Origin of the sequence: Nocardia ninae NBRC 108245 (genome assembly GCF_007990755.1) — a bacterium.
Classification (GTDB): Bacteria; Actinomycetota; Actinomycetes; order Mycobacteriales; family Mycobacteriaceae; genus Nocardia; species Nocardia ninae.
In genome coordinates this window covers 1-26,040 of the sequence record NZ_BJXA01000003.1, presented here as the reverse complement: position 1 = coordinate 26,040, position 26,040 = coordinate 1, and the positions used below count along the sequence as shown (strand labels likewise).

The 26,040-nt window shown below is 68.1% G+C and carries 26 protein-coding genes; 10 read left to right on the top strand and 16 right to left on the bottom strand.

Translation table 11 applies throughout. The annotated features are described in order from the left end of the window. Positions 1–57: 57 nt before the first annotated feature. The 7 genes from NN4_RS03875 (at position 58) to yidC (ending at position 9,138) form a co-directional block, all read left to right on the top strand. The gene (locus NN4_RS03875; RefSeq protein ID WP_147128588.1) at positions 58–2,112 is read left to right on the top strand and encodes a CocE/NonD family hydrolase; all 2,055 of its coding nucleotides are present in this window, start codon (positions 58–60) and stop codon (positions 2,110–2,112) included. 439 nt (positions 2,113–2,551) lie between these two features. After that, positions 2,552–4,000: a condensation domain-containing protein gene (locus NN4_RS03870; protein WP_147128587.1), complete on the top strand. Its 1,449-nt coding sequence runs from the start codon at positions 2,552–2,554 to the stop codon at positions 3,998–4,000. After that, on the top strand, positions 3,994–5,448 hold the full coding sequence (locus NN4_RS03865) for a condensation domain-containing protein (RefSeq protein ID WP_147128586.1): 1,455 nt from the start codon (positions 3,994–3,996) through the stop codon (positions 5,446–5,448). Before NN4_RS03870 ends, NN4_RS03865 begins: the two co-directional genes overlap by 7 nt. Beyond that, complete coding sequence (locus tag NN4_RS03860) at positions 5,445–6,827, top strand: condensation domain-containing protein (protein ID WP_147128585.1); 1,383 nt, start codon at positions 5,445–5,447, stop codon at positions 6,825–6,827. The genes NN4_RS03865 and NN4_RS03860 overlap by 4 nt, the downstream gene beginning before the upstream one ends. Positions 6,828–7,026: 199 nt before the next feature. After that, positions 7,027–7,803, top strand: a complete 777-nt coding sequence (locus NN4_RS03855; RefSeq protein ID WP_147128584.1) for a helix-turn-helix domain-containing protein — start codon at positions 7,027–7,029, stop codon at positions 7,801–7,803. A gap of 55 nt (positions 7,804–7,858) precedes the next feature. Then, a complete protein-coding gene (locus NN4_RS03850; protein WP_107657701.1) occupies positions 7,859–8,158 on the top strand; it encodes a DUF6412 domain-containing protein in 300 nt (99 codons plus the stop codon). Positions 8,159–8,253: 95 nt separating this feature from the next. After that, the gene (gene yidC, locus NN4_RS03845) at positions 8,254–9,138 is read left to right on the top strand and encodes a membrane protein insertase YidC (protein ID WP_147128583.1); all 885 of its coding nucleotides are present in this window, start codon (positions 8,254–8,256) and stop codon (positions 9,136–9,138) included. A gap of 37 nt (positions 9,139–9,175) precedes the next feature. Here yidC and NN4_RS03840 read toward each other — a convergent pair whose 3' ends face one another. From NN4_RS03840 to NN4_RS03820, 5 genes are read right to left on the bottom strand one after another with little or no spacing between them, the layout of a single operon-like run. After that, on the bottom strand, positions 9,176–9,619 hold the full coding sequence (locus NN4_RS03840; protein WP_147128582.1) for an SRPBCC family protein: 444 nt from the start codon (positions 9,617–9,619) through the stop codon (positions 9,176–9,178). Further along, positions 9,616–9,963, bottom strand: a complete 348-nt coding sequence (locus NN4_RS03835; RefSeq protein ID WP_147128581.1) for an ArsR/SmtB family transcription factor — start codon at positions 9,961–9,963, stop codon at positions 9,616–9,618. Before NN4_RS03835 ends, NN4_RS03840 begins: the two co-directional genes overlap by 4 nt. Positions 9,964–9,988: 25 nt before the next feature. Continuing rightward, a complete protein-coding gene (locus tag NN4_RS03830) occupies positions 9,989–10,807 on the bottom strand; it encodes an ABC transporter permease (RefSeq protein WP_147128580.1) in 819 nt (272 codons plus the stop codon). Next, positions 10,804–11,760: an ATP-binding cassette domain-containing protein gene (locus NN4_RS03825; protein ID WP_222594972.1), complete on the bottom strand. Its 957-nt coding sequence runs from the start codon at positions 11,758–11,760 to the stop codon at positions 10,804–10,806. The genes NN4_RS03830 and NN4_RS03825 overlap by 4 nt, the downstream gene beginning before the upstream one ends. After that, positions 11,757–12,137 (bottom strand): glyoxalase superfamily protein, encoded by a 381-nt coding sequence (locus NN4_RS03820; protein ID WP_147128578.1) that lies wholly within the window; start codon positions 12,135–12,137, stop codon positions 11,757–11,759. Before NN4_RS03820 ends, NN4_RS03825 begins: the two co-directional genes overlap by 4 nt. A 194-nt stretch (positions 12,138–12,331) precedes the next feature. Between NN4_RS03820 and NN4_RS03815 the strand changes: the two genes are divergently transcribed. Further along, positions 12,332–12,835, top strand: a complete 504-nt coding sequence (locus tag NN4_RS03815) for an NUDIX hydrolase (RefSeq protein ID WP_147128776.1) — start codon at positions 12,332–12,334, stop codon at positions 12,833–12,835. A 6-nt stretch (positions 12,836–12,841) separates the two neighbouring features. On the opposite strand, the gene NN4_RS46545 is transcribed toward NN4_RS03815, so the two are convergent. From NN4_RS46545 to NN4_RS03805, 3 genes are all read right to left on the bottom strand, one after another. Beyond that, complete coding sequence (locus tag NN4_RS46545) at positions 12,842–12,970, bottom strand: hypothetical protein (protein ID WP_281289306.1); 129 nt, start codon at positions 12,968–12,970, stop codon at positions 12,842–12,844. A 47-nt stretch (positions 12,971–13,017) separates the two neighbouring features. Beyond that, entirely contained in the window at positions 13,018–13,698 is a 681-nt protein-coding gene (locus NN4_RS03810; RefSeq protein WP_107657703.1) for a TIGR00266 family protein, read from the bottom strand. A gap of 82 nt (positions 13,699–13,780) precedes the next feature. Continuing rightward, a complete protein-coding gene (locus NN4_RS03805) occupies positions 13,781–14,149 on the bottom strand; it encodes an arsenate reductase family protein (protein ID WP_147128577.1) in 369 nt (122 codons plus the stop codon). Between the two features lie 79 nt (positions 14,150–14,228). On the opposite strand from NN4_RS03805, the gene NN4_RS03800 reads away from it, so the two are divergent. Further along, positions 14,229–15,713: a bifunctional phosphatase PAP2/diacylglycerol kinase family protein gene (locus tag NN4_RS03800; protein ID WP_147128576.1), complete on the top strand. Its 1,485-nt coding sequence runs from the start codon at positions 14,229–14,231 to the stop codon at positions 15,711–15,713. Positions 15,714–15,767: 54 nt separating this feature from the next. Here the strand turns inward: NN4_RS03800 and NN4_RS03795 are convergent, their stop codons facing one another. The 8 genes from NN4_RS03795 to NN4_RS03760 form a co-directional block, all read right to left on the bottom strand. Continuing rightward, positions 15,768–17,075, bottom strand: coding sequence for an aminotransferase class III-fold pyridoxal phosphate-dependent enzyme (locus NN4_RS03795; RefSeq protein WP_147128575.1), 1,308 nt, complete (start codon positions 17,073–17,075; stop codon positions 15,768–15,770). Between the two features lies 1 nt (position 17,076). Continuing rightward, the gene (locus NN4_RS03790) at positions 17,077–18,219 is read right to left on the bottom strand and encodes an ABC transporter substrate-binding protein (protein ID WP_147128574.1); all 1,143 of its coding nucleotides are present in this window, start codon (positions 18,217–18,219) and stop codon (positions 17,077–17,079) included. After that, positions 18,216–19,007: an ABC transporter permease gene (locus NN4_RS03785; protein ID WP_147128573.1), complete on the bottom strand. Its 792-nt coding sequence runs from the start codon at positions 19,005–19,007 to the stop codon at positions 18,216–18,218. The genes NN4_RS03790 and NN4_RS03785 overlap by 4 nt, the downstream gene beginning before the upstream one ends. After that, complete coding sequence (locus tag NN4_RS03780) at positions 19,004–20,146, bottom strand: ABC transporter ATP-binding protein (protein ID WP_246180690.1); 1,143 nt, start codon at positions 20,144–20,146, stop codon at positions 19,004–19,006. Before NN4_RS03780 ends, NN4_RS03785 begins: the two co-directional genes overlap by 4 nt. 154 nt (positions 20,147–20,300) lie before the next feature. Continuing rightward, positions 20,301–21,182, bottom strand: coding sequence for an ABC transporter permease (locus NN4_RS03775; RefSeq protein WP_147128572.1), 882 nt, complete (start codon positions 21,180–21,182; stop codon positions 20,301–20,303). Positions 21,183–21,201: 19 nt separating this feature from the next. Next, positions 21,202–22,236, bottom strand: coding sequence for a TIGR03842 family LLM class F420-dependent oxidoreductase (locus NN4_RS03770; RefSeq protein WP_147128571.1), 1,035 nt, complete (start codon positions 22,234–22,236; stop codon positions 21,202–21,204). Positions 22,237–22,287: 51 nt separating this feature from the next. Beyond that, positions 22,288–23,709, bottom strand: coding sequence for a dihydropyrimidinase (hydA, locus tag NN4_RS03765; protein ID WP_147128570.1), 1,422 nt, complete (start codon positions 23,707–23,709; stop codon positions 22,288–22,290). 16 nt (positions 23,710–23,725) lie between these two features. Then, a complete protein-coding gene (locus NN4_RS03760) occupies positions 23,726–24,562 on the bottom strand; it encodes a nitrilase-related carbon-nitrogen hydrolase (protein ID WP_107657710.1) in 837 nt (278 codons plus the stop codon). A 122-nt stretch (positions 24,563–24,684) separates the two neighbouring features. Between NN4_RS03760 and NN4_RS03755 the strand changes: the two genes are divergently transcribed. Beyond that, positions 24,685–26,040 (top strand): aminotransferase-like domain-containing protein (locus NN4_RS03755; RefSeq protein WP_246180689.1); only part of this gene is annotated, 1,356 nt, incomplete at its 3' end.

Below are 26,040 nucleotides of genomic sequence, written 5' to 3'. Positions count from 1 at the left end.
CGGCGGACGGGTAGCCGGCCGCCCGGCTTCGACCACAGCCAGCAAAGGTTCAGGTAGTTGAGAATTGCATTCCGGGCGCGGACCTTCCGCCGCGCTGTGCCGGTCGCCGCCATCACCGCCGTCGGCCTGATCATCCAGCTCACACCCGCCGCGAACGCGGTGCCTACTTCAGGCCCGGTTCCGAACGCGCCCGCGAACTTCGGCCTGCCCGCCGACTATCAGCCGACGCCCGAGCGCTACGGCATCGCTTATGAACTGGGACATATCGTTCCGCTCGCGGACGGCACCCAGTTGCAGACCGAGGTGCGCTACCCCACCGACCCCGCCACCGGTCAGCGCGCGGCGGGTGAGTTCCCGGTCATCGTCAACTTCACCACCTACGGCGCGGTGTCCAGCGCGCTCGCCGCGGCGGTGACCAGCGTGATCGACACACTGCACATCCCGCTGCCCGATCAGCTGAAGGACGCGCGCCGAATCATCAACCAGGCCACCAGCGCTCAGGACATGCTGGTGCGGCGCGGCTACATCGAGGTGATCGCCGACGTGCGCGGCACCGGCGGCTCGACCGGCGCGTGGAACCCCGCGTCCCAGCAGGACGGCGTCGACGGCGCCCAGCTGGTCGACTGGGCCGCGAAACTGCCCGGCTCCAACGGCAAGGTCGGCATGTTCGGGTACTCGTTCCCGGCGCTGTCGGCCCTGCGCACAGCCGAATCCGTCGCGCCCGGTTCGCCGTTGAAGGCGATCGTGCCGATGGCCATGCCGAACAACATCTTCAACGAGGTGCTCGGCCACGACGGCATGATGAGCCCGATCCTGCTCACCGCCATCTCGGTGCTGGTGCCGTATCTGAGCCTGATCGGCCCGTTCCTGACCGCGGTGGTCTCCCCGCAGATGTTCATCAAGACGCTCGTCGACCATCTCCAGGCGGTCGTCTCCTCGGACAGCACGATCAAGCTACTGCTGGAGGCGTACGGCGGCGGCCCGCTGGCCTACGACGGTCAGTGGTGGCAGGACCGCCGCTTCGAGACCGACCTGAACAAGGTCGTTGAGAACGGCATCGCCATGTACCAGATCGGCGGCCTGTGGGACCTGTACCAGGAAGGTCCGTGGCGCAACTACTCCCAGCTGCAGAACCTGGCCGCGGGCCGCGACCAGTTCGCGCCGATGGCGCCGGATCAGACTCCCGACGGACGATTCCAGCTGCTGATGGGCCCGTGGTACCACGTCGGCCTCGGCTTCGGGCCCGGCTCACGGTTGGACACCGACATGATCACGGTTGCCTGGTTCGACCGGTGGCTCAAGGACATTCCGAATGGAATAGACAAAACAGACAAAACGCTTCATGTGATCGACCCGAACAATACGGCGGTCAGCGCCGCGCGTTATCCGTTCGAGCAGGCGGCGGTTCAGCAGCGGTATTTCGACGGCGATCGACTCGTCACGCAACCACCCACGGTCGCGGACGCGTCGGATCGCCTCGACTACACCGGCATCGACTCCATCTGCAACCGGCAGAGCCTCGGTCAGTACAGCGCAGGCCTGTTCGACTTCCTGTTCCGCCTGTTCAACGCCTACAACCCGTGCACAGAGTGGGTACAGGAGCCGGTGGCCGGCCGCCGCTACACGATGGACCCGGTGACCGAGCCGACCGTGCTGGCCGGCCCGAGCAGCGTCACCCTGTACGCGTCCTCGACCAGCACCGACGCCGCTTTCCAGGTGTGGCTCGACGATGTCGCGCCGGACGGTTCGGCGGTCAATATCACCGGCGGCTCCCAGTTGGCCAGCCAGCGTACGCTGAACGATGAAAAGACTTGGCGCGCAACCGATGGCACCATCTACGCGCCGGAACACGTGGTCCGCAAGGACGCGGAGCAGCTACTGACGCCCGGCGAGGTGACCAAGCTGGAGATCAAGATCCGCCCCACCTTCTACCGATTGGCACCCGGACACGCACTGCGCCTGCGGATCACCAGCGGCACCTTCCCGTCGACCATGCCCATTCCGACCGATCTGCCGCGTTTGCTCGGTTCGTCGCAGCAGCTCCATCGGGACGCGGCCCGGCCGTCGAGCCTGGTCGTGCCGCTGGCGCCCGAGTCCGCGTTCGGCGGCTGAGACAGACGAGGAAGGCGGGCCGAACCGGACAATCCGGGCGTGACCCAGGTTACGTTTAGCCCGCCTTCAGGGTTGATAGCTGTAAAGATCATGCAAACCTGGGATGAATTCCAGGTGCATTGAGACACATTGTCCGGCAATCTATCAGCTACCTGAACATTGAGTGTTTAACATTGCCGCTGGCAGCGGCGTCGCACTCCCCCATTGCGCTGCCCGCAACGCCGTTGTCCGCGATATCGGGGCAAATATCGGTGATCAGGCTCACCCACGCATTCACCAAGAATTTCTTCTACAGTTTGTCTCGTTCCGGTCCGACGATGACGTCCCGGAACGGTACGGACAAAGTTCTCGGGTGCAGGCCGAAATTCTTGTCACTATTCGGATCGGCAATTCCCTTACCGCGCACAGGGAACGGCCGATGGGCAGCTGAAGGTGTGTCATGGAATTCATCGAACTGGCCGATTATCCGTTGCCGAGCGGCCGTGTGATCGAGTGGCTCCCGACTGCCACTTCACACTGGGCCGACTGGCCGCGGGATACTCGCGCCGTTTCCTATAATCACGAGCATCATCTTCGAGATGCGGTGGAACACAGTCGAATACGAGATCGGCGCCACTACTGGCTCGGGCACGCGTTCCGGATCGACGGACCGCTCGACCCGCAGGCCTGGCGTACCGCCTTCGATGCCTGGATCGACCGGCACGAGGGTCTGCGCTCGCATGTCGCCATCGAGGGCGGCCAGCCGGCCAGATACACCTTGCCGCCCGGCGACATCCGGGTCCAACCGGTCGACGCGGGTGCGCCGACCTCGACGATGGCGACGTATCGCCTGGTACACGGGCTGCTCGACGACGGAACCTCGCCGCTGCGCTGGCCCTCCTACGTCGCCGTGACCATCGCGGGCCGCGACAGCTTCACCGTCGTGTTCGCCGCCGATCACTCGATCATGGACGGCTACTCCACCGTCTCCACCGGCGGCGAGCTGCACGCGCTCTACAACGCGGTCCGCGCGGGCAAGTCCGCGCAGCTGTGCGACACCGGCAGCTATGTCGACTTCTGCCAAGACGAACGCGTCCGCGCCACCGCGGCCACCGCCGACGACCCGGCCGTGCAGACCTGGCGGACGTTCTTCCCGGAGAACACCGAGAACTCCCTGCCCTGCGGCACGTTGAGCAAGGTCGCCGCGGCGCCGATCGAGTTCACCGGTCCCGCGGAGGCCTCGTCGCGGCGGGTGCCGCAGCGCAATCTGTCGGTCGAGGTGCTCGACGCCGACGCGGCCGACGCGGCGGCCTCGGTCGCCAGGGAACAGGGTCAGGGGCTGTTCGCGGCCCTGCTCGCCGCGTTCGCGGTGACCACGACCGAGCTGGGTGCCGGACGGGATTTCCGCACGGTGATCCCATTGCACACGCGCACCGAAGCGCAGTGGGCCGACACGCTCGGCTGGTTCGTCGGGCTCGCGCCGTTCCAGCTGGATTGCGGTCCCGCACGCAATCTCGCCGAGCTCATCCAGCCCGCGGGCGAAGAGCTGCGCCGCACCCGTGGCGCGGCGACGGTGCCGTTCGGCCGGGTCTGCGAGTTGCTCGGCACCCGGCCGCGCATCTCGTTCATGGTGTCGTACATGGACGTGCGCGGCGCTCAGTCGGCCCCGACCTGGGTCGACACCAACACCCGCTGGCTGCGCAGCCGCAACGTCTCGGCCGACGAGTTCTTCTTCTGGTTCGTCCGCACACAGCAGGGCGTGACGCTCAACATGCGCTATCCCGGCACCACCAAGGCGACCCGCGACATCCATCGGCACGTACTGCGGATGCGCGATCTGCTCGCCGAGTTCACCCGCTATGGGGACGCCCGAATCCGTCCGATCGAAGGAGCGCCGCTGTCATGGTAGAGATGACCCTCACCGAACACTGGCAGCCGAAACCCGGCGTGCTACTCGAGTTCACCACCACGGCGGCGAGCCAGGCCGCCACCGAAGCCACCGCGCCCTCCGACATCCCCGCGACCTACCTGCAGGAGTCGCACATCCGCCGCTGGTCGGCGCGCAGGCAGACCAACGACCCGCTCGCTTCCGAGCTCTCGTTCTGCTTCACGATCGCGCGCCCGCTCGACGCGGAGGCGCTGCGCCGGACCTACATCGCGTTCCTGCAGCGCCACGAGACGCTGCGCTCGTGGTTCCGGATCGACGAATCCGACGGCGGGTTCGCGCTGACCAGATACCTGCTCGACCCGGCAGCGGTCGATCTGGAAACCCATACCCTCGACACCTTCACCGACAGCGGCGAGCTGCGCGACACCCTGGTCGCGAAGTTCAAGGCCAACGCCAACCCGACGCGCTGGCCCGCGATCGTCTGCTGCGCGATCGATCACGGTGCGGACGGATTCACCATCGTCTACAGCGCCGACCACGCGTTCACCGACGGCATGTCGGTGCTCACGTCCACCTACGAATTCCATGCGCTCTACACGGCGTTCAGCACCGGCCAGGAGCCGGTGCTGCCGCCGGTCGGCAGCTACGTCGAGTTCGCCAGGACCGAGCGCGCCGCCGTCGCCGCACGGCCGCCGGAGTTGGAGCAGTTGGCAGGCCTGCTCGCCGAGAAAGCACACCAGGTCCGCCCGCTGCCGATCGAGCTCGGTCTCGCGCCCGGTGAGGTCGCCGACAGCTTCGGCACGAAGGTCGACATGCTCGATGCGGCCGAAATCGACGCGTTCGCCGCGGCGTGCAAGAACGCGGGCGGTTCGTTCTCCGCGGGGCTGTACGCGGCGGTCGCGCTGGCCGAGCTCGAATTCGCGGGCCGGACAAGCTATCTGGGCATGAATGTGGTCGGCACCCGGAGCGAGCCGCAGTACCAGCTCGCGCAGGGTTGGTTCATCAACCTGATGCCGATCGCGTTCGATCTCGACGGGGCGCAGCGGTTCACCGAGCTGATCGGCCGAGCCGGTGTCGCCCTGGACTGGACCAAGCCGTTGTCCAACGTCCCGATCCATGCCGCGCTCGACCGGGCGGCCGAGCTCACCGGCGCGCCGCTGCCTGCGACGACGGACTGGCCGTGGGTGTCCTACCTGGACATGCGCGCGGTGTCCGGTCCGGCACTGGAGGCCGCGCTGCCCGGCGTCTCCGGCATCAACGGTCTCGGCTCCCGCAGCAAGATCGGGCAGACCTCGCCGATCTGGTTCAACCGGGAGCTGGAGCGGCTGCACGTCACGATGATGTATCCGGACACGCCGGTCGCGCACAAGTCGGCCGCCGAGTATCTGGAGCAGATCCGCACCACCTTGCGCGCAATCGCCGAGACCGGCGATTTCGCGGTCACCGCACCAGCTCTCGCGAGGTCATGATGCAGTTGCTTTTTCTCGACCAACTGAATGCACCACCGGGCACCCTGCTCGAATGGACCGCGGTCGCCGAGCCCGGCCCGACCCCGGACGCGACTCCACCCTCGGCCAACCAGGCGATCCACCTGGCCTCGGGCGGGCCGACGACCTGGCTCGCCGCGACCTTCGACGTGGCCGGTCCGATCGACGAATCCGCTTTGCAGACGGCGTTCTCGGTGTGGCTACCGCGCCACGACGCCCTGCACTGCAGCTTCGAACGCCCCGAGGAAGGCAAGCCTGCCTCGGTGCACGTGGTGGTGGACAGCGACATCCGCCTCCTCCCCCAGCCCGCCGTCGAAACCGCGACCACCGAGGACCTGCGCACCGTCCTCGGCGGCCGGCTCGATCAGGCGTGCTCGCCGTTCACCTTCGCGCCGTACTTCCTCGGCGCGGTCAGCAGGTCCGAAACCTCCACCATCGTCTGCGGATTCGACCACGCGGTGTGTGACGCCTGGTCGATCACCATCGCGGTGGCGGAGCTGGACGAGCTGTACCGGGCCGCCTGCGAGGACGGCCACGACGGCGCCGTCGCGGCCGCCGACCGGCTGCCCGAGCCGGGCAGCTTCCTGTCCTATTCGACCAGGGAGGCCGCCATTCCGGCGGCGGCGACCGGGCCGTTGATCCGCTCGTGGCGCGACTTCCTGCACGCGGCGGGCAACGACCTGCCGCACTTCCCGCTCGACCTCGGCCTGCCCGCCGGGTCGGTGGCGCCGTTCGGCAGCGATGTCCGCCTGCTGCTCGGCGCCATGGCCACCGACGCGCTGCACCGCAAGTCGCGCGCCGACGGGTATTCGATGTTCGCGGCGCTGCTCGCAGCGGTGGCCATGGCGGCCGCCGAACTCGGCGGTCGCACCGGCGTCGACCTGGTATTTCCGGTGCACACCCGGCGGGAACCGCGACACCACAACACCTTCGGCTGGCTGGTGTCGAACGCCCCGGCGCATGTGCCGGTGGCGCACGACTTCTGCGCCACCGCGCAGGCCGCCGACGACGCGGTCCGGTCTGGGCAGCGGTTGGCGCAGGTGCCCGCCAACCGCGTCCTCGCCGCGATGGGCAGTGACCTGCGCCGGACCAGGCAGGATCTGTTCAGCGTCTCCTACACCGACTACCGGCGACTACCCGGCGGTTCGCGCAGCGACACGACCCGCACGGTGCCTCGCAATCCGGCCCAGCTCAGCCGCAGTGCACCGCTGGACGACGTGCAGCTGTGGTTCACCCGCACCGATGACGGGCTCGCCCTGCGCACCCGTTTCCCCGCGACGCCCACCGCAGGACCGTTGATCGGTGAGTTCCTCGACAAGGTCGCCGCGACCCTGTCCGCCGCGATCTCGGTTCGGGTATGACCGATCGCTCAACGCACCGCGTCCACCCGACTAGACCCGCAGGCTCGGCGACCCCCGCAACGGGGGCGTCGAGTCGCGGGATCGCGGCCTTGTCAGGGCCGCAACCATCGAGAAAGTACGACTGCCGGGTAGTCGAACCCGATAGTCTCAGCACAGGATCCAGCGAGAGAAATCTCGTGAAAGCCGGGAGCGTCCGACGATGAAGGCTCTGGTCAGCAACGAATCAACGACGTCATCGGACGCCGAAGTGCAGTGGCGGGGCACCGCGCTGCTACGGCCGGGCATCCTGGCTTTCGAAGGCGAGGTCCTACCGACCGAACTGCACGCCCATCACGCCGTACAGATCATGGCCTCGTGTACCCCGGTCATGGTCGTGGACGGCAGCGGGGTGCGGCGCGAGGGCAGTCATCTCATCGTGCCCACCGACGCGCCACACCGGGTCTGCGGCGGGGCCGCGCACGGTATCGCGGTCTACCTCGACCCGGAGACCGTGGCCGGCGCGGCCGCCGATCGGCGGGCCCATCTGCACGGCTGGGTGCAGAGTCTCAACGTCGATCCGGGACAGGGCCGACTGGCCGGGCACGTGTCGGACATCCTCACGGATCTGCTGCGCGACAACAAGGCAGCCGACCGCGACGATCGGCACGGCGTGGTGACCGCGGCGTTGCAGCTGCTGCCCGACATGGTCAAGGACGGCTCGGTCCGCGGCTCCGATGTGGCACGCCAGCTGGGGATCTCGGCGACTCGGCTCACCCATCTGTTCACCGAACAGGTCGGTATTCCGTTGCGGCGCTACATCCTCTGGCTGCGGCTCTACATCGCGATGAACGGCGTGATGGCCGGTGACGACATGACGACCGCGTCCGCGTCGGCCGGTTTCGCCGACAGCGCGCACCTCACCCGCACCTGCCGGCGCACCTTCGGGCTGCCGCCGTCGATGATGAGTCCCGACATCGACTGGGACATCAGCCTTTGAGGGCTTGCTCGTCCGTCGGCACACCGGTGGCGACGACGGGCAGTATGCTCGGAGCATGATCTCGCGGGCCAGGCTGACGACGTATGCGGTTTTCGCATTCGTGCTGCCCGCGTTGCTGCTCTTCGTGATTCCGGCGGGCGAGCCGGGTTCGGTGGCCGCAGTCGGCCTCGTCGCGGCCTCGCTGTTCGTCGCGCTCGCCGCGGTACACCCGCCGGCCCGGTTGCCGCTCCCGCTGGTCGGTTCCGGCCCGCCGCCTTCCGCGCAACGCCGCCGACGCGGCTCTTTCCTGCGCCAGAGCAATCCTGACACCCCCGGGCGTCCGCGCCCACGAGCGCCAGGGTTCGCGACCGCCTGACGTCCACTCCGCACCGCGTGCGGGGTGCCGTCGGCATTGTCCGTCGACCCCTTCCGTTCTCGTGCGCATCCGCACGCCCACAGTCAGGTGCTCGCATGCTCGACTTCGTCTACTACCCGGTGTCCGCCATCCTGTGGCTCTGGCACTACGTCTTCGCCGCGGCTTTCGGTCCGGCGAGCGCACTCGCCTGGGTGCTTTCGGTGATTTTCCTGGTGCTCACCCTGCGCGCCGTCCTTTTTGTGCCCTTTCTCAAACAAGCGCGCAGCCAAGCCATTGTCAAAAAATTGCAGCCGAAGGTCGCCGGCTTGAAACAAAAATACGCGACCGATCGCAGGCAACAGGCCGTCGAGATACAGAAACTCTATAAAGACAATGGCATCAATAGCTTCGCGACACTGATTCCGCTCATCGGTCAGCTTTTGGCATTCCTCGGCCTGTTTCATGTGCTGCGTTCGTTCGACCGGACCGGGGCCCTCGCTCATCTGCCCTTTCAGGCCATCCCGAACCCGATGACGCCCGAGCAGAACGCCGCGACGCCCAATTACGTCTTCAGCGCCGCCGATGTGCAGTCGTTCCTCCAAGCGAAGGTCTTCGGCGCCCCGCTGTCGGCCATCCTGGCGGGCACCGGCGATCTCCTGGCAACGGTGGCCGCCGTCGCCGTCCCGCTGATGCTGATCGCCGCTGTCGCAACGCATTTCACCGCCCGCGCGTCACTGTCCCGGCAGGACACCACCGTCCAGCTCCCCATGATGCGCCCGCTCACCCTTTGGGCCTTCCCCGCGTTCGCCCTGATCGGCGGCGCGCTGGTCCCGGTGGCGATCCTGCTGTACTTCGTCACCAACAACGCGTGCACCCTCGCCCAACAGCACCTCGTCTACCGCAGGCTCGACGCGGAGGCTGCCGCCGAGGCCGAGCGGACGGCGGTGATCCGCGCCCAGGCGGCTCCGAAACCGGGTGCGAAACCCATCCGGCGCCGATGAAGACGGGGGTGGGTGCGCCGGATGCACCCACCCCCGCTCACATCGTGTCGAGCGCCGTCCCGAGGTTGCGCGCGACGGTCGGCCAACCGCCGCCCATCATCCGGCGGGACAGCTGCTGCATCGGGTCATCCGGGTCGAAGCCGCTGTGCCGCAGCAGTACTCGAGTGCCGCGCCCTTCCGGATGCAAGCTCCAGGTGATCCGCCAGTCGGCTGGATGCACAGCCGTCGCATCGGCCCAACTGATCTGTAGCCGTTCGGCTTCGATCACCTCGAGCACTTCACAGGCCACCTCGCCGGAGAAGTTCACCGCCGGAATCGGCTTGGCGCGCATCCGGAATCGGCAACCGAGCACCGGCTCGAAGCCGTCCGGCTCCATCAACCACCGGCCCATCAGCTCCGGGGTGGTCAGTGCCCGCCACACCTTCGCGGGTGGATGCGGGTAGAACTGGTCGACCTCGACGGCCGTCGGATCGTCGCTCATGGTTGCGTCTCGTCGTCCATCTCGTCGAGCACCTTGCCGAGCTCGGTCAGGCTGTCGCGCCAGTACCGCTCATACGGGTTGAGCCAGCTGCGCAGAGTCAGTAGCGGATCGGCCGAGAGCCGGTAGTAACGGAACCGCCCGCGCTTCTCCTCGATCACCAATCCACAGTCCCGCAGCACCTTCAGATGCTCGGACACGCTGGGACGCGCCATGTCGAAGCGCTCGGCGATGGCCTGGACGGTCTGCTCGCCATCGAGCAGTCCGTCCAGGATGTCCCGTCGAGTCGGGTTCGCCAGCGCACCGAACAACTGGTCGACGCTGGATGCCTTGGTTCGCTGCGGCATTGTCGCTTTCGGTAGGGCGAAACGGTCAGCGCCGGCGGAACAGGACGAACGCGGCCGACGCGGCAACGACGAGGATACCGGCGCACCAGGCCACCGCCGCGACGACGTAGTACCCGCCGGAGTGTGTCGCGCCGACCAGTCCGGCTTCCCCCTGGGCGAGGTAGCGATTGGCCTCGACCAGCACGGTGAACGGTTGATGCGTCGCGAACGCTTGCAACCACCCCGGCATCGTCGACACCGGCACATACGCACTGGACACGAACGAGACCGGCAACACCAGGAACCCGACACCCTGCGCGGCCTGCACACTGCCGACCGCGAGCCCTGCGGCGATGAACACCCAGGTGAAGGCGACCGCGGCGAGCAGACATAGTGCGAGCATCGCCGCGATGCCCCAAAACCCTTCGCGTACACGGAAACCCACCGCGAACGCGACCATCGAGGTCGCGGCCAGCGTGCTGATCGTCAGCACGTGGTCGCCGACCGCCCGTCCGATCAGCACTGCGGACGGCGGCATCGGCAGCGAACGAAACCGGTCGACCACCCCCGCCGCGCGGTCCTCGGCGACGCTGCTCGCGACCCGCATCACCGAGAACAACACTCCGGCGGCCAGCAAGCCGGGAACCATGAAGTCGACGTAGGGCAGCTCACCCGAGGCAATGGCGCCGCCGAACACGAAACGGAAGATCAGCAGGAACACCACGCTCTGCACCATCGCCGTCACCACGATCGGCGGGTTACGCCACGTTGTCAGTATCGCGCGTTCGGCCACCATCGCGACGCAGGCGACGGGGGCACTCCGCCGCGGAACCGGCACCACCGCAATGGATTCCACGGCTTTCACGACACCACCTCCGCCTCGCGCGGGGTGTCGGTCAGTGCCAGGAATGCCTCTTCCAGCGTGGGGCGCCGCACGGTGATCTCCTCGATGACAGCCCCGACCGCCGCGGCGGCGGCGAAGCAACGAGCCGCGTCCGCACCGCCGTTCGGCGACGACCAGCGCGCCGAGCCCGCCGCCGCGTCGACCGTTACCTCGTCGCGCGCGAGGTCGGTCAATACCGCCTCGATGGCGCCGAGATCCTCGGGACGCCGTGCGCGCAACGACACCACGTCGCAACCATGCATACCCTTCAACTCCTCGGGCGTGCCGTCCGCGACCACCCGCCCGGCCTCCAGCACCACGACGCGATCGGCCAGCACGTCGGCCTCCTCCAGGTACTGCGTGGTCAGCACGACATCGACGCCGTCGGATATCAAGTCCCGCACCAACTTCCACAGCTCGTGCCGACTGGCCGGGTCCAGGCCGGTGGTCGGCTCGTCGAGCAGCAGCAGCGCGGGCCGCCCGACCAAACTCGCGCCCAGATCCAGCCGCCGCCGCATGCCGCCGGAATAGGTAGCGACCCGGTCGCCACCCCGGTCGGTCAGCCCGAGCCGTTCCAGTACCCGAGTGGCAGCAACCTTGGCGGCACGGCGCGTGAGACCGAACAGCACCCCGATCATCACCAGGTTCTCGAACCCGGTCAGTAGCGGCTCGACCGTCGCGTGCTGCCCGGCCAAGCCGATCGAGCTGCGCACCCGCTGCGCATCGCGCACCGTGTCGTTCCCGAATACCCGCACCGAACCCGCGCCGGGCCGGGTCAGGGTCGCCAGCATGCGCACGAAGGTCGTCTTGCCCGCGCCGTTGCGGCCGAGGATCGCGAGCAGTTCGCCGCGCTCGGCGACCAGGTCGAGACCGTCCAGTGCGCGGATCGCACCGAAGCGTTTGACCACGCCATCCGCCTCGAGCAATGGTGTCACTGCTGCCGCTCCTGAGCCAGAGGCGCTTGCAGCACAAAGGAATTGCCGTCCGGGTCGGCGAACGTCGCCTGTCGGCCCCATGGCAGCTCGTGCGGGCCGTCCACCTGGGCTCCCGCCTCGCGAAGCCGGGCGGCGGCGGCGTCCACATCGTCGCTACCCAGGATCACACCGGACAGCGTGCCGGGGCTCGCGCCGGGGAACGGCTTGTGCAACACGATGGCGGTGCCCGCCTCGCTGGGCGCGACCTCCAGCCAGCGGTTGTCCCCCATGGTTTGGTCGCCGCGCACGGTGAAGCCGAGCACCGTGGTGTAGAACTCCTTGGCTTTGTCCTGGTCGGCAACGAACGCGGTGATGGTGTTGATCTGGGTAATCGTCATGATCACGACTATAGGTAGGATTTTTCCTACATGTCAATCATCGCGCCGGTGATGGTGGAGGTGCTCGGAAATTCGACGGTCCCGGACCGGCCGCCGACGAGCGTCGGCGCGGTGCTGACCCGAGGCGGCGTGCCACCTCGGGTTACTCTCGAGCGGTGTCAGCGCAGCCGGAACGCGTCCAGCAGAAGTCCGAGATGATCGCCGTCTATGACGCGGCGGGGCAGGTGGTCGGTGCCGCCGATCGGGCCGAGGTGTACCGCGCGGGGATCTGGCACGGGAGTGCCGGTGTGCTGGTTCGGTCTGGCGACGGCGAGCGGATCTATGTGCATCGGCGCACCGACACCAAGATGGTGTTCGCGGGGATGCACGACTGTCTGGCGGGTGGGGTGATCGGGCCGGGGGAATCCCCGGCGGAAACCGCGGTCCGGGAGCTCGCCGAGGAACTCGGCATCACGCTCATCGGAACCGAACCGCGACCGCTGGCGCGGGTGGCCTGGGATGGCGAGTGGCAGGGAAAACCTATGCGCTGCCACCTTTTTGCTTACGAACTGCGCTACGACGGACCGATCCGCCACCAGCCCGAGGAGATCGCCGACGGCTGGTGGTGGACCGACGCGGAACTGCGCGCCCACCTGGCTGACCCGGACTGGCCGTTCGTGCCGGACACCCGGGTACTCGTCGGCGATCTGCTCACCTGAGCAGGGTCAGGACGCGCTGCCGCTGCCCAGCGAGAGGACGGTGGCGAACAGGTTGGCGAAAACTTCGAGCATTTCCATGAATTCTCCGTTTGTTTGGCTATACCGATGAAGCACCGGAGCTTCGACGACCGACATGGCCGATGCCTGAACACCGGGGGAACACCGATGATCGCCGCGCCGGATTACCCGGAGGAGGCTACCGAACTAGCCCACGCAGCGAAAGCGCCAGGATTCCTCGTCTGCAGCAGCACCCGCCCCGGCCCCACGAAATCGAAGACGAAGCCCTCACCGGACTTCAGCGACTGGATGGAGCGCCCGACCACCGCCCGCCGGATGGTGAAGTTCATCGCCAGGTCGTAGGCCACCACATGCCCGGTGTCGATGGTGATCGGCTCCCCCGGCTGCAGGTCGATGACGTCGATGGCGCCGAAGACACCGACGACGACCTCACCCTCACCGTGCGCGCGCAGGCCGAAACCGCCCTCGCCGCCGAACAGGTTGGCGAAGCCGCCCCACTTGCCTTCCACTTGCACGCCATGGGAATTCGCGATCCAGCCGCCGCGGCTGATGAAGAACGGGCGGTCCTGGGTGATCTGCAAATTCAGCATGTCGCCGGGTAGTGCGGGCGCCACGTCCACCCAGCCGCCCTGCTGCGGCGCGGTGAACGTCGAGACGAAGAACGATTCCCCGGCGAGCACCGAGCGCTTCAGCCCGGCCAGGATGCCGCCTTCGGCCTTGGCCGCCAACGTGACTCCCGCCGAGTGCGCGACCATGGCGCCGCTCTCGACCCGCATCGGCTCGCCGCCCGCGAGGAAGCACCGCGCGATGGCCGACGCGGGGTTATGGCGCAGTTGTACCTTCATATCCGCCGACCCTACCGCCTGATTCGCGGTGGCAGGGACACCATTTGCCGGGGTCCGGCCCGCAGCGTGCGGACCGTCTCGGTCAGCCCAGTTCGCGCAGCGCCGCATCGTCGCGGGCGACCACCGCGCCGCCGTCCGCGGTGAGCACGATGGGCCGCTGGATCAGCTTCGGGTGTTCGGCCAGCGCCGCGATCCATCGGTCCCGGTCGGCGGGGGTGCGGCCCCACTCGGACAGGCCGAGATCCTTGGCGATCTGCTCGCCGGTGCGGGTGATGTCCCACGGCTCGGCGCCGAGCCTGCGCAGCACGCCGCGCAACTCGTCGGGGGTCGGCGGCTCGTCGAGGTAGCGCCGCACCGAGTATTCGACGCCCGCTTCGTCCAGGAACGCGGTGGCGTTGCGGCTCTTGGTGCACCGGGGGTTGTGCCAGATCTCGGTCTGCCCAGATGTCATGCAGGCAGGGTACCGAGGCACGCCGACACCATCGTTACGACACCGTTTGAGCAGCGCCTGGCTGGATAAGCTCGACTCGATGCGTAAACGAATGAACTCGATCAACACCCTGGACCGCCGTCTGGTGGAACGCACCGCGCACTGGCGCGCCTCACCCGCCGACCAGTTCCTGCGGTCACTCAGTATGAGCGCCAACCACAGTCGGCTCTGGATGGCCATCGCCGCCGGGCTTTTCGTGGCGGGCGGGCGGTCTCAGCGACGCGGTGCGGTGCGCGGCCTGGCCGCGGTGGGCATGGCGAGCGGTCTGGCGAACGGTGTCGCCAAGCCGCTGTTCCCGCGGCGACGGCCGCCGGTGCAGGCGGTGCCGCTGCTACGGCGGTTGGTCAAGCCGCCGGTCTCCTCTTCGTTCCCGTCCGGCCATGCGGCCTCCGCGGCGGCGTTCACGACTGCGGTGGCGCTCGAGTCGCCGGGGACGGCTGCGGTGCTCGCGCCGCTCGCCGTCGCGGTGGCCTATTCGCGGGTGCACATCGGCGTGCACTGGCCCTCCGACGTGGTGGTCGGTGCGGCGCTCGGCTCCGGCGTCGCGCTGGGCACTCGGCGATGGTGGGCGGTGCGCGACGATGAACCCGCCAGCTTGGGTCCGGCCAAGCGGACCGAACCGCTGCCCGACGGGCGCGGCATGCTGCTGGTGGTCAACCCGTCCTCCGGCCCCGGCGACGGTGCCGAAGAGGTTGCGCTGCTGCGCAATCGGTTGCCCGCGGCGCAGCTGCTCCAGTTGGATGGCGACATCGACCTCGACGCCGAGATCGACCAGCGAGTGCGACGCGACGATATCGCGGCCCTCGGCGTGCTCGGCGGCGACGGGACGGTGTCGGCCGTGGCGGAAGCCGCTGTGCGGCACAGCCTTCCGCTGGCGGTGTTCGCGGGTGGCACGCTCAATCACTTCGCGCGGGATGTCGGCGTCGAGGAGCCCGCAACGACGTTCGCCGCGCTCGACGCGGGCCAGCTCATGCTCGTCGACACCGCTCAGGTGAAGCTGGACGACGGGGAGGAGCGCACCTTCGTCAACACCGCCAGCCTCGGCGGTTACCCCGACTTCGTGCGGCTGCGGGAGCGCTGGGAACGGCGGATCGGCAAGTGGCCCGCGGCCGGGATCGCCATGCTGTGCGTGCTGTTCCGGGCCGAGCCCCTGCGCGCGGTCGTCGACGGTGAACGTAACGACCTCTGGATGCTGTTCGTCGGCAACGGTGCGTACGACCCGGCGGACCAGATCCCCATGTCCCGTCCGCGCCTGAGCGACGGCACCCTGGACATCCGGTATTTGCGTGCGGACCTTCGCTTTTCGCGGCTGCGGCTGATCTTCGCCACCTTCACCGGCACCCTGAACCGCTCGGACACCTACGTGCATCGGCGCGTAGGTCGTCTGAACGTTCAGGTCGAGGGGGCTCCGGTGTCCCTGGCCACCGACGGCGAGGTGGCTCATCAGGCCGAGAAGCTCGACTTCACCAGCCAGCCAGCCGCTTTGGCCGTGTTCCGGGAAGCGCAACCCGACGACGTGGGGTGATCGGTCCGCAGCAGCAGGGTGGCGTCTTCGCTCACGCCACCCTGCTACCTCGGGTCAGCTCACGTAGCCGTCAGCGACCTCCAGTACCTCGTCGATGATCTCCAGGCCGACGCGCAGATCATCCGCCGAGGTGGTGAGCGGCGGCGCGATCTGGAAACGATTGCCCACGCTGAACGGCCACAGACCACGAGCCTTAGCAGCGGCCGTCACCTTCGCCATCGGCTCGGCGGCGGCACCGGCGGCGGCGAACGGGACCAGCGGGGTCCTGGCCGCCGGATCACGCACCAGCTCGAGCGCCCAGAAGAACCCGAGCCCGCGCACCTCTCCGACGCTCGGATGCCGGGCGGCCAACTCGCGCAAGCCTTTTCCGAGCACGTCGGCGCCCACCGAGCGGACGTGGTGGAGAATGCCGTCGCGCTCGTAGATGCCGATCGAGGCGACTCCCGCCGCACAGGCCAGCGGATGCCCCGCGTAGGTGAGGCCGCCGGGATAGACGGTGTGGTCGTACCGCTGCGCGATCCGTTCGGCGATGAGCACGCCGCCGAGCGGCACGTAACCCGAGTTCACGCCCTTGGCGAAGGCGATGATATCGGGTGCGACATCGAAGGCCTGCACCGCGAACCACTGCCCGACCCGGCCGAAGCCGACCATCACCTCGTCGGCGATGTAGACGATGCCGAACTCGTCGCAGAGCGCGCGCACGCCCGCGAGATAACCCGGCGGCGGGATCAGCACGCCGTTGGTCCCGACCACCGTCTCCAGGATCAGACCCGCGATGTTCTGCGGGCCCTCCAGCTCGATCACCTGCCGCAGGTGGGTCAGCGCCGCCGTCGTTTCTTCCTCGGGAGTGCTTGTGCCCCAGGGTGATCGGTATGGGTACGGGCCGAAGAAGCGCACCACGTCGACGTTGGTCGGCTCGGCGGCCCAGCGGCGCGGTTCACCGCTGAGCCCGATCGCCACACCGGTACCGCCGTGATAGGAGCGGTAAGCGGCCAGCATCTTGGTGCGACCGGTGAAGCTGCGGGCCAGCCGCACCGCGTGTTCCACCGCTTCCGCGCCGCCGGTGGTGAACAGGATGCGGTTCAGCTCGCCGGGTGCCCGCTCGACGATCAGCCTGGCCAGTTCGCTGCGGGCCTCGTTGCCGACGGTCGGCGAGATGGTGGCCAGCTGCTGCGCCTGGGCGATGATCGCGGCGATCATGTCCGGATGCTGGTGTCCGAGATTGACATTCACCAACTGCGAGGAGAAGTCGAGGTACCGATTGCCGTTGTCGTCCCAGAAGTGCGAGCCGGCGGCGCCGACGATCATCGCCGGGTTCAGCTCCGCCTGCGCGGCCCACGGATAGAAGACGTGATCGGTCAAATCACTTACCCCCTTCGGTCAGGGTGACCTGGCTCGGGGCGAAACCCGCTCCGGTCACATCGGTTCCACCGGACTTCAGCAATTCCAGTGCCTTCGTGACGTATTCGCTCGTGTAAGCGCTCGCGTCGGGATCTTTCTTCAGGACGGTGACGCCCTCTTGGTTCTTGGTGTTCTTCGCGATCTGCACGGTCCGCGCCCAGGCGGCGGGGTCGACCATGCCGATCCCGGCGTGCGCGGGCCAGATCAGCTTGTTCACCTCGTTGATCTGCCACTGCTGATGCGTCGCGCCGAGCGTGGGGCCCGCGGCGACGGTGATGTCCCGGCATTTGTCCAGGTTGTCGCGGCAGAACACCCAGCCCTTCAGCGAGGCCGCGATGAACTTCACGGTCTGCTCTTGATATTCGGTGTCCTGCAGCTTCTCGGTATTGGCCCAGATAGCGTCCTGCAGCATGGCGACGCCTTCGTCGTTCCAGTCGATGGTGGCGAAATCGTCTGCGGTGTAGAGCTTTCCGGTGGCCGGGTTCTTGGTCTCCAGCAGCTGGGCGTACTCGTTGTAGGACATGGCCTGGGCGGCGGTGATGTCTTTGGCCAGGAAGGCGTTCATGTCGAACTGCTGCTGCACCAGCTTGACGTCTTTCGCCGGGTCGATGCCCGCCTTGGTCATGCCCGCGAACAGCTCGAATTCATTGCCGTAGCCCCAGTTTCCGACGGTCTTGCCGCGCAGCGCGGCCGGACCGGTGATGTTGTCGGACTTGAACGACACCTGCTTGGTGCCGGAACGCTGGAAGATCTGCGCGACGTCGGTGATGCCCGCGCCCGCCTCGCGCGAGGCCAGTGCCTTGGGCACCCAGGCGATGGCGTAGTCGGCCTGCCCCTGCGCCAGCACCGTCTGCGGGACGATATCCGTTCCGCCGTCCAGGATTTCGACCGATAAGCCCTGCTCCTTGTAGAAGCCCTGATCGACCGCGGCCAGGTACCCCGCGAACTGCCCCTGCTTGAACCACTGCAGTTGCAGGCGCACCTTGGTGAGGCCGTCGGCGGTGGTGGTGGAGCCGCCGTCGGTGGTGCTACAACCGGTCAGCACGGTCGCGGCCAGCGCGGTGAGCGCGAGACCGATCCGGAATCGCTTGGGGGACTTCGTCATCTAGATCTCCAGAGGGTGGTGCGTGGTCTACGGGTGAGGAATTCGAGGAGTAGGACGGCGGCCAGGAAGATCAGGCCGACGAGCACGGCGCCCGCCACGTACGCCCACGCCCTGGGGTAGGCGGTATTCGCCGCCGCGGAGGTGATGCGGCTGCCGAGCCCGTTCTGCAGACCACCGAAGTATTCGGCGATGACGGCCGCGATCACCGCGCCGGGCGCGGCGATGCGCAGACCGGTGAACAGGTACGGCAGTGCCGCGGGCAGTCGCACGGTGCGGGTGATCTGCCAGCCGCCCGCCGCGTACGACGTCATCAGATCCGTATGGACCTGTGGCACCTGGCGCAGACCTCTGGCCGTGCTGACGAACATCGGGAAGAACACGACGATGGTGACGACCATGCGGCGCGGGGTGTCCGTGGTGGTCGAATACATCGAATTCAGCAGGGGCGCAAGGGCAACGATCGGCACGGCTGCCGCGCCTGCCGCGAGCGGGCTGAGCAGTCCGTCGACCAGATGGAACCGGACGGCGAACATCGCGGCCACGATGCCGAGCACCGCACCCACCAGCAGCCCGACCAGGGCGTTGGTTCCGGTCGCCGTCGCGGCGTCGGCGATGCGGGCGAAGTTCTCGGTGAATTCACTCGCGATGGCCGTCGGCGCGGGCAGCAGGAACGACGGGACACCGGCGGCGGCGGTCAGCACCTGCCACAGCGCTAGACCGCCCACGCCGAACAGCAACGGCGGCAGCACCGTCGGCCACGGCAGCGCCGTCTTCCAGGACGACGTCATCGCAGCTCCCGCCCCGCCACCGCGCCGCTGTCGCCGTGTCCGTCACGCAGCGCCGCGCGCACGGCGGCCACCGCCGCGAAGAAGGCTGGGCTGGAACGGACTTCGTCGCCCGCCTCGGCCGCGTCACGCCTGCCCCAGCCGCCCGTCGGCACGATCTCGGTGATGCGGCCCGGGCGCGGCGACATGACGACGACCCGGTCGGACAGGAAGACCGCCTCCGGAATCGAGTGGGTCACGAAGACCACGGCCGCCTCGGTCTCCCCCGCGATTCGCAGCAGCTCGCCCTGCATCCGCTCACGGGTCATCTCGTCGAGGGCGCCGAACGGTTCGTCCATCAGCAACAGCGAGGGTTTCGGGGCCAGCGCCCGGACGATCGCCACCCGCTGCTGCATGCCACCGGACAGCTCGGCCGGATAGCGCTTGGCGAAATCGGTCAGCCCCGCCATCTCCAGCAATTCCGCACTGCGCGAACGCCGTTCATGCTTGGGCACCTTGTGCAGTTCCAGCGGCAGCTCGACGTTGGCCTGCACGGTGCGCCAGTCGAGCAGGCCGGACTGCTGGAAGGCGATGCCGTAGTCTTGGTCGATTCTGGCCTGCCGCGCGGTTTTACCGTGCACCGTGACGGTGCCGCCGGTCGGTTGCTCCAGGTCGGCGATGATGCGCAGCAGGGTGGACTTGCCGCAGCCGGAAGGGCCGATCAAGGAGACGAATTCGCGTGGGGCGACGGTCAGGGAAACGTTCGAGAGAGCGGTGACCGAACCCGCGGTGTAGACCTTGTCGACGCCGGTCAGCTGGACTGCCGGAGTTTGTTCGGCAGCGGCTGTGGTGTCGGTGCGGGTGGTGGCTCGGGCGCTGCTCTGTCCGACCGCGCCTTCCCTCCCGACCGCGCCGTCCCTCTCGACCGCGCCGTCCTGCTCGACCGCGCCGTCCTGCTCGACGGTGCTGGCCTGCCCGACCCTACCGCCCTGCTCCACGGCATCCGGCCGCTCGACAGCGCTTTCCTGCTCGACCGCGCCGGCCGTCCCGGCGGCACCGTCGTGCTCGACGGCACTGCTCTCCTCGATGGCGTCGGGCCGCCCGTCCCCCGAAACCTCGACCCGCTCTGTGGTCGGGGCGACTGGTCGTCCTTTGAGGGTCAACGGGTACCTCCTGATGAGCTGCCGCGCTGGCGGCGGTAGTGACTAAGCACGAATTCGGGGGCGGCGCCCCCGGGAAGAGCCGCGCCGCACACCGCGCCGCACACCGCGCCGCACCCGGACACGGCCCGCACTCGATCAGCGCACGAGCGGGCGCTCACCGAGCGGCTCCCGCAGGCCGAGCGGCCCCGACCGGCCTGCTGTAGCGGCGCAGCGCCAGTTCTGCCACGCCGACGACTGCGGTGACGACGACACCCAGCAGCGCAGCGGCCAGGACCGCCGCATAGAGCCGCGAGGCATCACCCGTGGCTTGCTGGGAGAAGACAATGATCTGGCGACCGATGCCACCTGCGGTGCCGGTGGAGATCTCGGCGACGACCGCCCCGATCACCGAGGCCGCGGCGGCCAACCGCAAGGCGGGCAGTAGATGCGGGACAGCGGCCGGAAGCCGCAAGTGCAGCAGGGTCTCCCACCAGCTGGCCGAATAGCTGTGCAGCAGTTCTACCGACGCCTTGGACGGTGCCTGCAGTCCGCGCAGCATGCCGACCGCCACCGGGAAGAACGCCAGGTACGACGCGATGACCGCGATACTCATCCACGGCCGCCACGGCTCACCCGCGATGACGATCTTGCCGCCCCATCCGGCGACCAGCGGTGCCAGCGCGATCAGCGGAACGGTTTGCGACACAATGATGTACGGCAGCAAGCCACGCTCGACGAAGGCGAAGCGCTGCATCACCACGGCGAGCAGCACGCCGATGACCGTGCCGATCAACAGCGCGAGCAACGCCAGGCCGAGGGTGAATCCGGCCGTCCGCACCAGGGTGACGCCGACCGTCCCGTTGCCGTCCCGCTCGCCGAGCACCGTCACGACCGCCCATACGTGCGGCAGCGCCCCGTCCCCGGTGCGCGGCAGGATCCGCTGGTCCCCGATGCTCACTCCCCCCTCGGGGACAACGAGTTTCACGAACTCCCAGCAGCCGAGCACCAACACCAGCACGACGACCGCGTACACGGCCCGTGCCGTACGCAACCTCATCTGTGCTCCGCCTCGGCCATCAGACCACCTCCGTGGCGGTGACCGGATGCGCCAGCCGCGGCAGCACCGACTCGCCGTACGCCTCCAACGTCGCGGTTTTCGCGTCGTGCTGCAGGTACACCGCGAACTGGTCGACCCCGAGCTTTTCCAGCTCCCGCAACCGCGCCAGTTGATCATCCGGTGTGCCGAGCAGGCAGAAGCGGTCCACGATGGTGTCGGGCACGAAATCCGCGTGCGTATTTCCCGCGCGCCCGTGCTGGTTGTAGTCGTAACCCTGCCTGCCCGCGATGTATTCGGTCAGCGCGGCCGGAACATCGCTGCCCGCACCGTATTTCGCCACGATATCGGCCACGTGGTTGCCGACCATGCCGCCGAACCACCGGCACTGTTCGCGAGCGTGCGCCAAACCCGCGTCCGACCCGTCGGTGACGTAAGCCGGTGCGGCGACACAGATTTTCACCGCCCCGGGGTCGCGCCCGGCCCGTTCGGCCGCAGACCGCACCCGCGCGATGGTCCACGCGGTGATGTCCGGGTCGGCGAGTTGCAGGATGAACCCGTCGGCCACCTCACCGGTGAGATCCAGTGCGCGCGGCCCGTATCCGGCCATCCAGACCTCGAGCCGGGAGTCACCGGCCCACGGGAACCGCACGATCGTGTCGCCGACCCGGGCGCTGCGCCCGTTGCCGAGTTCCCGGATCACCTCGATGGCTTCGCGCAGCGTGGCCAGCGTGGTGGGCTTGCCGCCGAGCGTGCGCACCGCCGAGTCGCCGCGGCCGATGCCGCAGACGGTGCGGTTGCCGAACATGTCGTTCAGCGTGGCGAAGGTCGACGCGGTCACCGTCCAGTCCCGGGTGGCCGGGTTGGTCACCATGGGGCCCACCACGACTCTCCGGGTGGCGGCCAGGATCTGGCTGTAGATGACGTAGGGCTCCTGCCACAGCAGGTGCGAGTCGAACGTCCAGACGTGCGAGAACCCGTGCGTCTCGGCCTGTCTGGCCAGTTCGACCACCCGGGAGGCGGGGGGTGTGCATTGCAGCACCACACCGATGTCCATGCGGCACTCTCCGTTTCGAAGTCGGATACAGCTGTGCGGAAGCTGCGGGTGTCAGATCAGGTTCTGCGACAGTGCACGTTTGACGAACCGGCCGTGCCCGGCGCTGCCCAGGTAGTTGCCGTCGTCGATGACCACCCGGCCGCGGGAGAGCACGGTGTCGACGTGACCGTCGATCTCGAAACCTTCGTAGGCCGAGTAGTCCATGTTCATGTGATGGGTCTTGCCGAGCCCGATGCTGGTGTGGCCGTTGGGGTCGTAGATCACGATGTCGGCGTCCGCGCCGGGGTTGATGACGCCCTTGCGCGGGTACATGCCGAACATCCGGGCCGGCGTGGTGCAGCACACCTCGACCCAGCGCTCGAGCGAGATCTTGCCGCTCTTGACGCCCTGGAACATCAGGTCCATCCGGTGCTCGACGCCGCCGATCCCGTTCGGGATCTTGCTGAAATCGCCGATGCCCATTTCCTTCTGGTCCTTCATGCAGAACGGGCAGTGGTCGGTGCTGACCGTGGTCACGTCGCCGGTCCGCAGGTAGCGCCACAGCTCGTCCTGATGCCCCTCGGCCCTGGACCGCAGCGGCGTCGAGCAGACCCATTTGGCGCCCTCGAAACCTGGTGCGCCCAACTGTTCTTCGAGCGAGAGGTACAGATACTGCGGGCAGGTTTCGCCGAACACGTTCTGCCCGTTGCCTCGCGCGGTGGCGATCTGTTCCAGCGCCTGCTTCGCCGACACGTGCACCACGTACAGCGGCGCACCGGTCAACTGTGCCAACATGATCGCGCGATGCGTGGCCTCCTCTTCCATCTGCCACGGGCGGCTGGTGCCGTGGAAGTACGGCGCGGTGTCGCCGCGGGCGATGGCCTGCTCGACGAGCACGTCGATGGCGATCCCGTTCTCCGCGTGCATCATCAGCAGCGCGCCCAGATCGCCCGCCGCCTGCATGGCGCGCAGGATCTGTCCGTCGGTCGAGTAGAAGACACCCGGGTAGGCCATGAACAACTTGAAGCTGGTCACGCCCTCGGACACCAGTTCGCTCATCCCCTTGAGGGATTCGTCGTTGACCTCACCGATGATCTGATGGAAGCCGTAGTCGACGGCGCACTTGCCCGCCGCCTTCTGGTGCCACGCGCCGAGCGTGTCCTGCAACCGCTCCCCCGGCGTCTGCACCACGAAATCGACGATGGTCGTGGTACCGCCCCAGGCCGCGGCGCGAGTTCCGGTCTCGAAGGTGTCGGACGCCTCGGTGCCGCCGAACGGCATCTGCATGTGCGTATGTCCGTCTACCCCACCGGGAATCACGTATTTCCCGGTCGCGTCGATCACGGTGTCGGCGGTGGTGGTCAGCTCCGCCCCGAGGGTGGTGGCGCCGGGTTGCAGGACGGCGACGATGGTTTCGCCGTCCACCAGCACATCGAGCAGTTGCGATCCGGTGGCCGAGACCACTGTGCCGCCGTGGATGAAGGTCAGTGCCATGTGATCCGCCCCGCGCTCAGGGAGCTACCAGCGGGCCATAGGCGTCCGGCCTGCGGTCGCGGTAGAAGGCCCACCGGTCGCGGACGACTTTGATCAGATCCAGGTCGAGGTCGCGGATCACCAGTTCGGGATCGGTGTCCGAGGCGACCTCGCCGACGAACTTGCCCTCGGGGTCGACGAAGTAGCTGGTGCCGTAGAAGTCGTCGTCGCCGTACTCCTCGATGCCGACCCGGTTGATCGCGCCGATGTAGTACTCGTTGGCCACCGCGGAGGCGGGCTGCTCCAGCTTCCACAGGTAGCCCGACAGGCCACGCGAGGTCGCGGACGGGTTGAACACGATCTCCGCGCCCGCCAGGCCGAGGGCGCGCCAGCCCTCCGGGAAATGCCGGTCGTAACAGATGTAGACGCCGACCTTGCCGACCGCGGTGTCGAACACCGGCCAGCCCAGATTGCCCGGCCGAAAGTAGAACTTCTCCCAGAAGCCGTTGACGTGCGGAATGTGGTGTTTTCGGTACTTGCCGAGATAACTGCCGTCGGCGTCGATCACCGCCGCGGTGTTGTAGAGCAGGCCGGGCTGCTCCTGCTCGTACACGGGCAGGACCATCACCATGCCCAATTCCCTTGCCAGCGCGGCGAATCGCTCCGTCGTCGGGCCCGGCACCGACTCCGCGTACTCGTAGAACTTCGCGTCCTGCAGTTGGCAGAAGTACGGGCCGTAGAACAACTCCTGGAAGCAGATCACCTTCGCGCCCTGCGCGGCCGCCTGGCGGGCGTAATCCTCATGCGCTTTGATCATGGACTCTTTGTCGCCGGTCCAGTTGGTCTGGACGAGCGCCGCTCGAACGATTCCCATGCTTTGTTATACTTCACTCCGAACCAATTCGGTTGTGTTACAAGATTGCGGAAACAGTTTCGTAGCCGTAAATCTCCAGCCTGGTCGTAGTTCCGGCGACGCCCCCGACGCAGAATGACGGTGTGAGCGAGCGAATCGGCGAGGTTATGGCCTCCACGAACGGGTCGGGGCGGTTCATCGCGGACCTGGCCGATCGGACGCCCGCGGGAATCGCGGCGGCCGTCAGCAGGCTGATCCGTTCGGGGACGTTGACACCGGGCGCGCGGCTGCCCACCGTCCGTGAAGTCGCCCGCGAATTGAAGGTGTCGCCCGCGACCGTGAACCAGGCGTGGCGGGCGCTCGCCGCCGCCGGTGCGATCGTCGCGCGTGGCCGGGCAGGCACCTTCGTCGGCGCCGCCGCCACTAACGGGTCCGGCACCGCCGTCGGCCGCTACCAGCGGCTGCACCCGCCGTCGTTGAGCGCGTTCCGCGTCGATCTGTCCCGTGGCACACCCGACCCGGAACTGCTGCCCGATCTGGGCGCCGCGCTGCGCGACCTCACCAAGGACGGGGCCAGCGACCTCGCCGCCGACTATCTGGGCGAGGCGGTGCTGCCCGAGCTGGCCGCGAAAGTCCGGGCGGACTGGCCGTTTCGCGCGGAACGGCTCGCCGTCCTCGACGGTGCGTTGGACGCCGTGGACCGGCTGCTGTCCGCGCACGTCCGGCTCGGGGACGCGGTAGCGGTCGAAGACCCTTGCTTCCCACCGTTTCTCGATCTGCTCGCCGGCCTCGGTGCCCGGCCGGTTCCCGTCCGGATGGACGAATCCGGTTTGCTGCCCGAGGAACTCGCGCGCGCCATCGCAGTGCACGGTGCCACCGCACTGATCCTGCAACCGCGCGCTCAGAACCCCACCGGCGTCTCGCTCACCGCTGCTCGCCTCCGCGAACTGGCCGACATCCTGCGGGACACGGGCACTCTCATCATCGAGGACGATCACTCCGCCGGAATCGCCGCCGCCGCACTGCGTTCCCTCGGCAGCCGGCTCCCCCGGCGCACCGTCCACATTCGCTCGTACTCCAAATCGCACGGCGCTGACCTGCGTTTGGCCGTGGCAGGCGGGCCGGCGGACCTGCTCGACCCGCTCATCGAACGCCGGATGCTGGGCGCGGGCTGGACCAGCAGGCTGCTCCAGCGCGTTCTGCTGAGCATGCTCGACGATCCGGCGGCCATCCAGGCCGTCACCACCGCGCGCACCGAATACCGCAGGCGCTCAACGGAACTCCGTCGTGCCCTGGCCCGTCGCGGCGTCGCCGTCGCGCGCGGGGACGGCATCAATCTCTGGCTGCCGGTCGCCGACGAGAACGCCGCCATGATCTCGCTCGCCGCAGCCGGCATCAAGGCGGCGCCCGGTGGGCCGTTCAGCGTCGGTGACCAGCCGCCGACCGACCATCTCCGCATCACCGTCTCGGCGCTCGCCGACGGCGACCTGGATTGGCTC

What these genes read in the sequence shown, in the direction of transcription:
- NN4_RS03870 (WP_147128587.1), top strand. Translation starts at nt 2,552, where the DNA reads ATGGAATTCATCGAACTGGCCGATTATCCGTTGCCGAGCGGCCGTGTG.
- NN4_RS03865 (WP_147128586.1), top strand. Translation starts at nt 3,994, where the DNA reads ATGGTAGAGATGACCCTCACCGAACACTGGCAGCCGAAACCCGGCGTG.
- NN4_RS03860 (WP_147128585.1), top strand. Translation starts at nt 5,445, where the DNA reads ATGATGCAGTTGCTTTTTCTCGACCAACTGAATGCACCACCGGGCACC.
- NN4_RS03855 (WP_147128584.1), top strand. Translation starts at nt 7,027, where the DNA reads ATGAAGGCTCTGGTCAGCAACGAATCAACGACGTCATCGGACGCCGAA.
- NN4_RS03850 (WP_107657701.1), top strand. Translation starts at nt 7,859, where the DNA reads ATGATCTCGCGGGCCAGGCTGACGACGTATGCGGTTTTCGCATTCGTG.
- yidC (WP_147128583.1), top strand. Translation starts at nt 8,254, where the DNA reads ATGCTCGACTTCGTCTACTACCCGGTGTCCGCCATCCTGTGGCTCTGG.
- NN4_RS03840 (WP_147128582.1), bottom strand. Translation starts at nt 9,619, where the DNA reads ATGAGCGACGATCCGACGGCCGTCGAGGTCGACCAGTTCTACCCGCAT.
- NN4_RS03835 (WP_147128581.1), bottom strand. Translation starts at nt 9,963, where the DNA reads ATGCCGCAGCGAACCAAGGCATCCAGCGTCGACCAGTTGTTCGGTGCG.
- NN4_RS03820 (WP_147128578.1), bottom strand. Translation starts at nt 12,137, where the DNA reads ATGACGATTACCCAGATCAACACCATCACCGCGTTCGTTGCCGACCAG.
- NN4_RS03815 (WP_147128776.1), top strand. Translation starts at nt 12,332, where the DNA reads ATGATCGCCGTCTATGACGCGGCGGGGCAGGTGGTCGGTGCCGCCGAT.
- NN4_RS46545 (WP_281289306.1), bottom strand. Translation starts at nt 12,970, where the DNA reads ATGTCGGTCGTCGAAGCTCCGGTGCTTCATCGGTATAGCCAAACAAAC.
- NN4_RS03810 (WP_107657703.1), bottom strand. Translation starts at nt 13,698, where the DNA reads ATGAAGGTACAACTGCGCCATAACCCCGCGTCGGCCATCGCGCGGTGC.
- NN4_RS03805 (WP_147128577.1), bottom strand. Translation starts at nt 14,149, where the DNA reads ATGACATCTGGGCAGACCGAGATCTGGCACAACCCCCGGTGCACCAAG.
- NN4_RS03800 (WP_147128576.1), top strand. Translation starts at nt 14,229, where the DNA reads ATGCGTAAACGAATGAACTCGATCAACACCCTGGACCGCCGTCTGGTG.
- NN4_RS03790 (WP_147128574.1), bottom strand. Translation starts at nt 18,219, where the DNA reads ATGACGAAGTCCCCCAAGCGATTCCGGATCGGTCTCGCGCTCACCGCG.
- NN4_RS03785 (WP_147128573.1), bottom strand. Translation starts at nt 19,007, where the DNA reads ATGACGTCGTCCTGGAAGACGGCGCTGCCGTGGCCGACGGTGCTGCCG.
- NN4_RS03775 (WP_147128572.1), bottom strand. Translation starts at nt 21,182, where the DNA reads ATGAGGTTGCGTACGGCACGGGCCGTGTACGCGGTCGTCGTGCTGGTG.
- NN4_RS03770 (WP_147128571.1), bottom strand. Translation starts at nt 22,236, where the DNA reads ATGGACATCGGTGTGGTGCTGCAATGCACACCCCCCGCCTCCCGGGTG.
- hydA (WP_147128570.1), bottom strand. Translation starts at nt 23,709, where the DNA reads ATGGCACTGACCTTCATCCACGGCGGCACAGTGGTCTCGGCCACCGGA.
- NN4_RS03760 (WP_107657710.1), bottom strand. Translation starts at nt 24,562, where the DNA reads ATGGGAATCGTTCGAGCGGCGCTCGTCCAGACCAACTGGACCGGCGAC.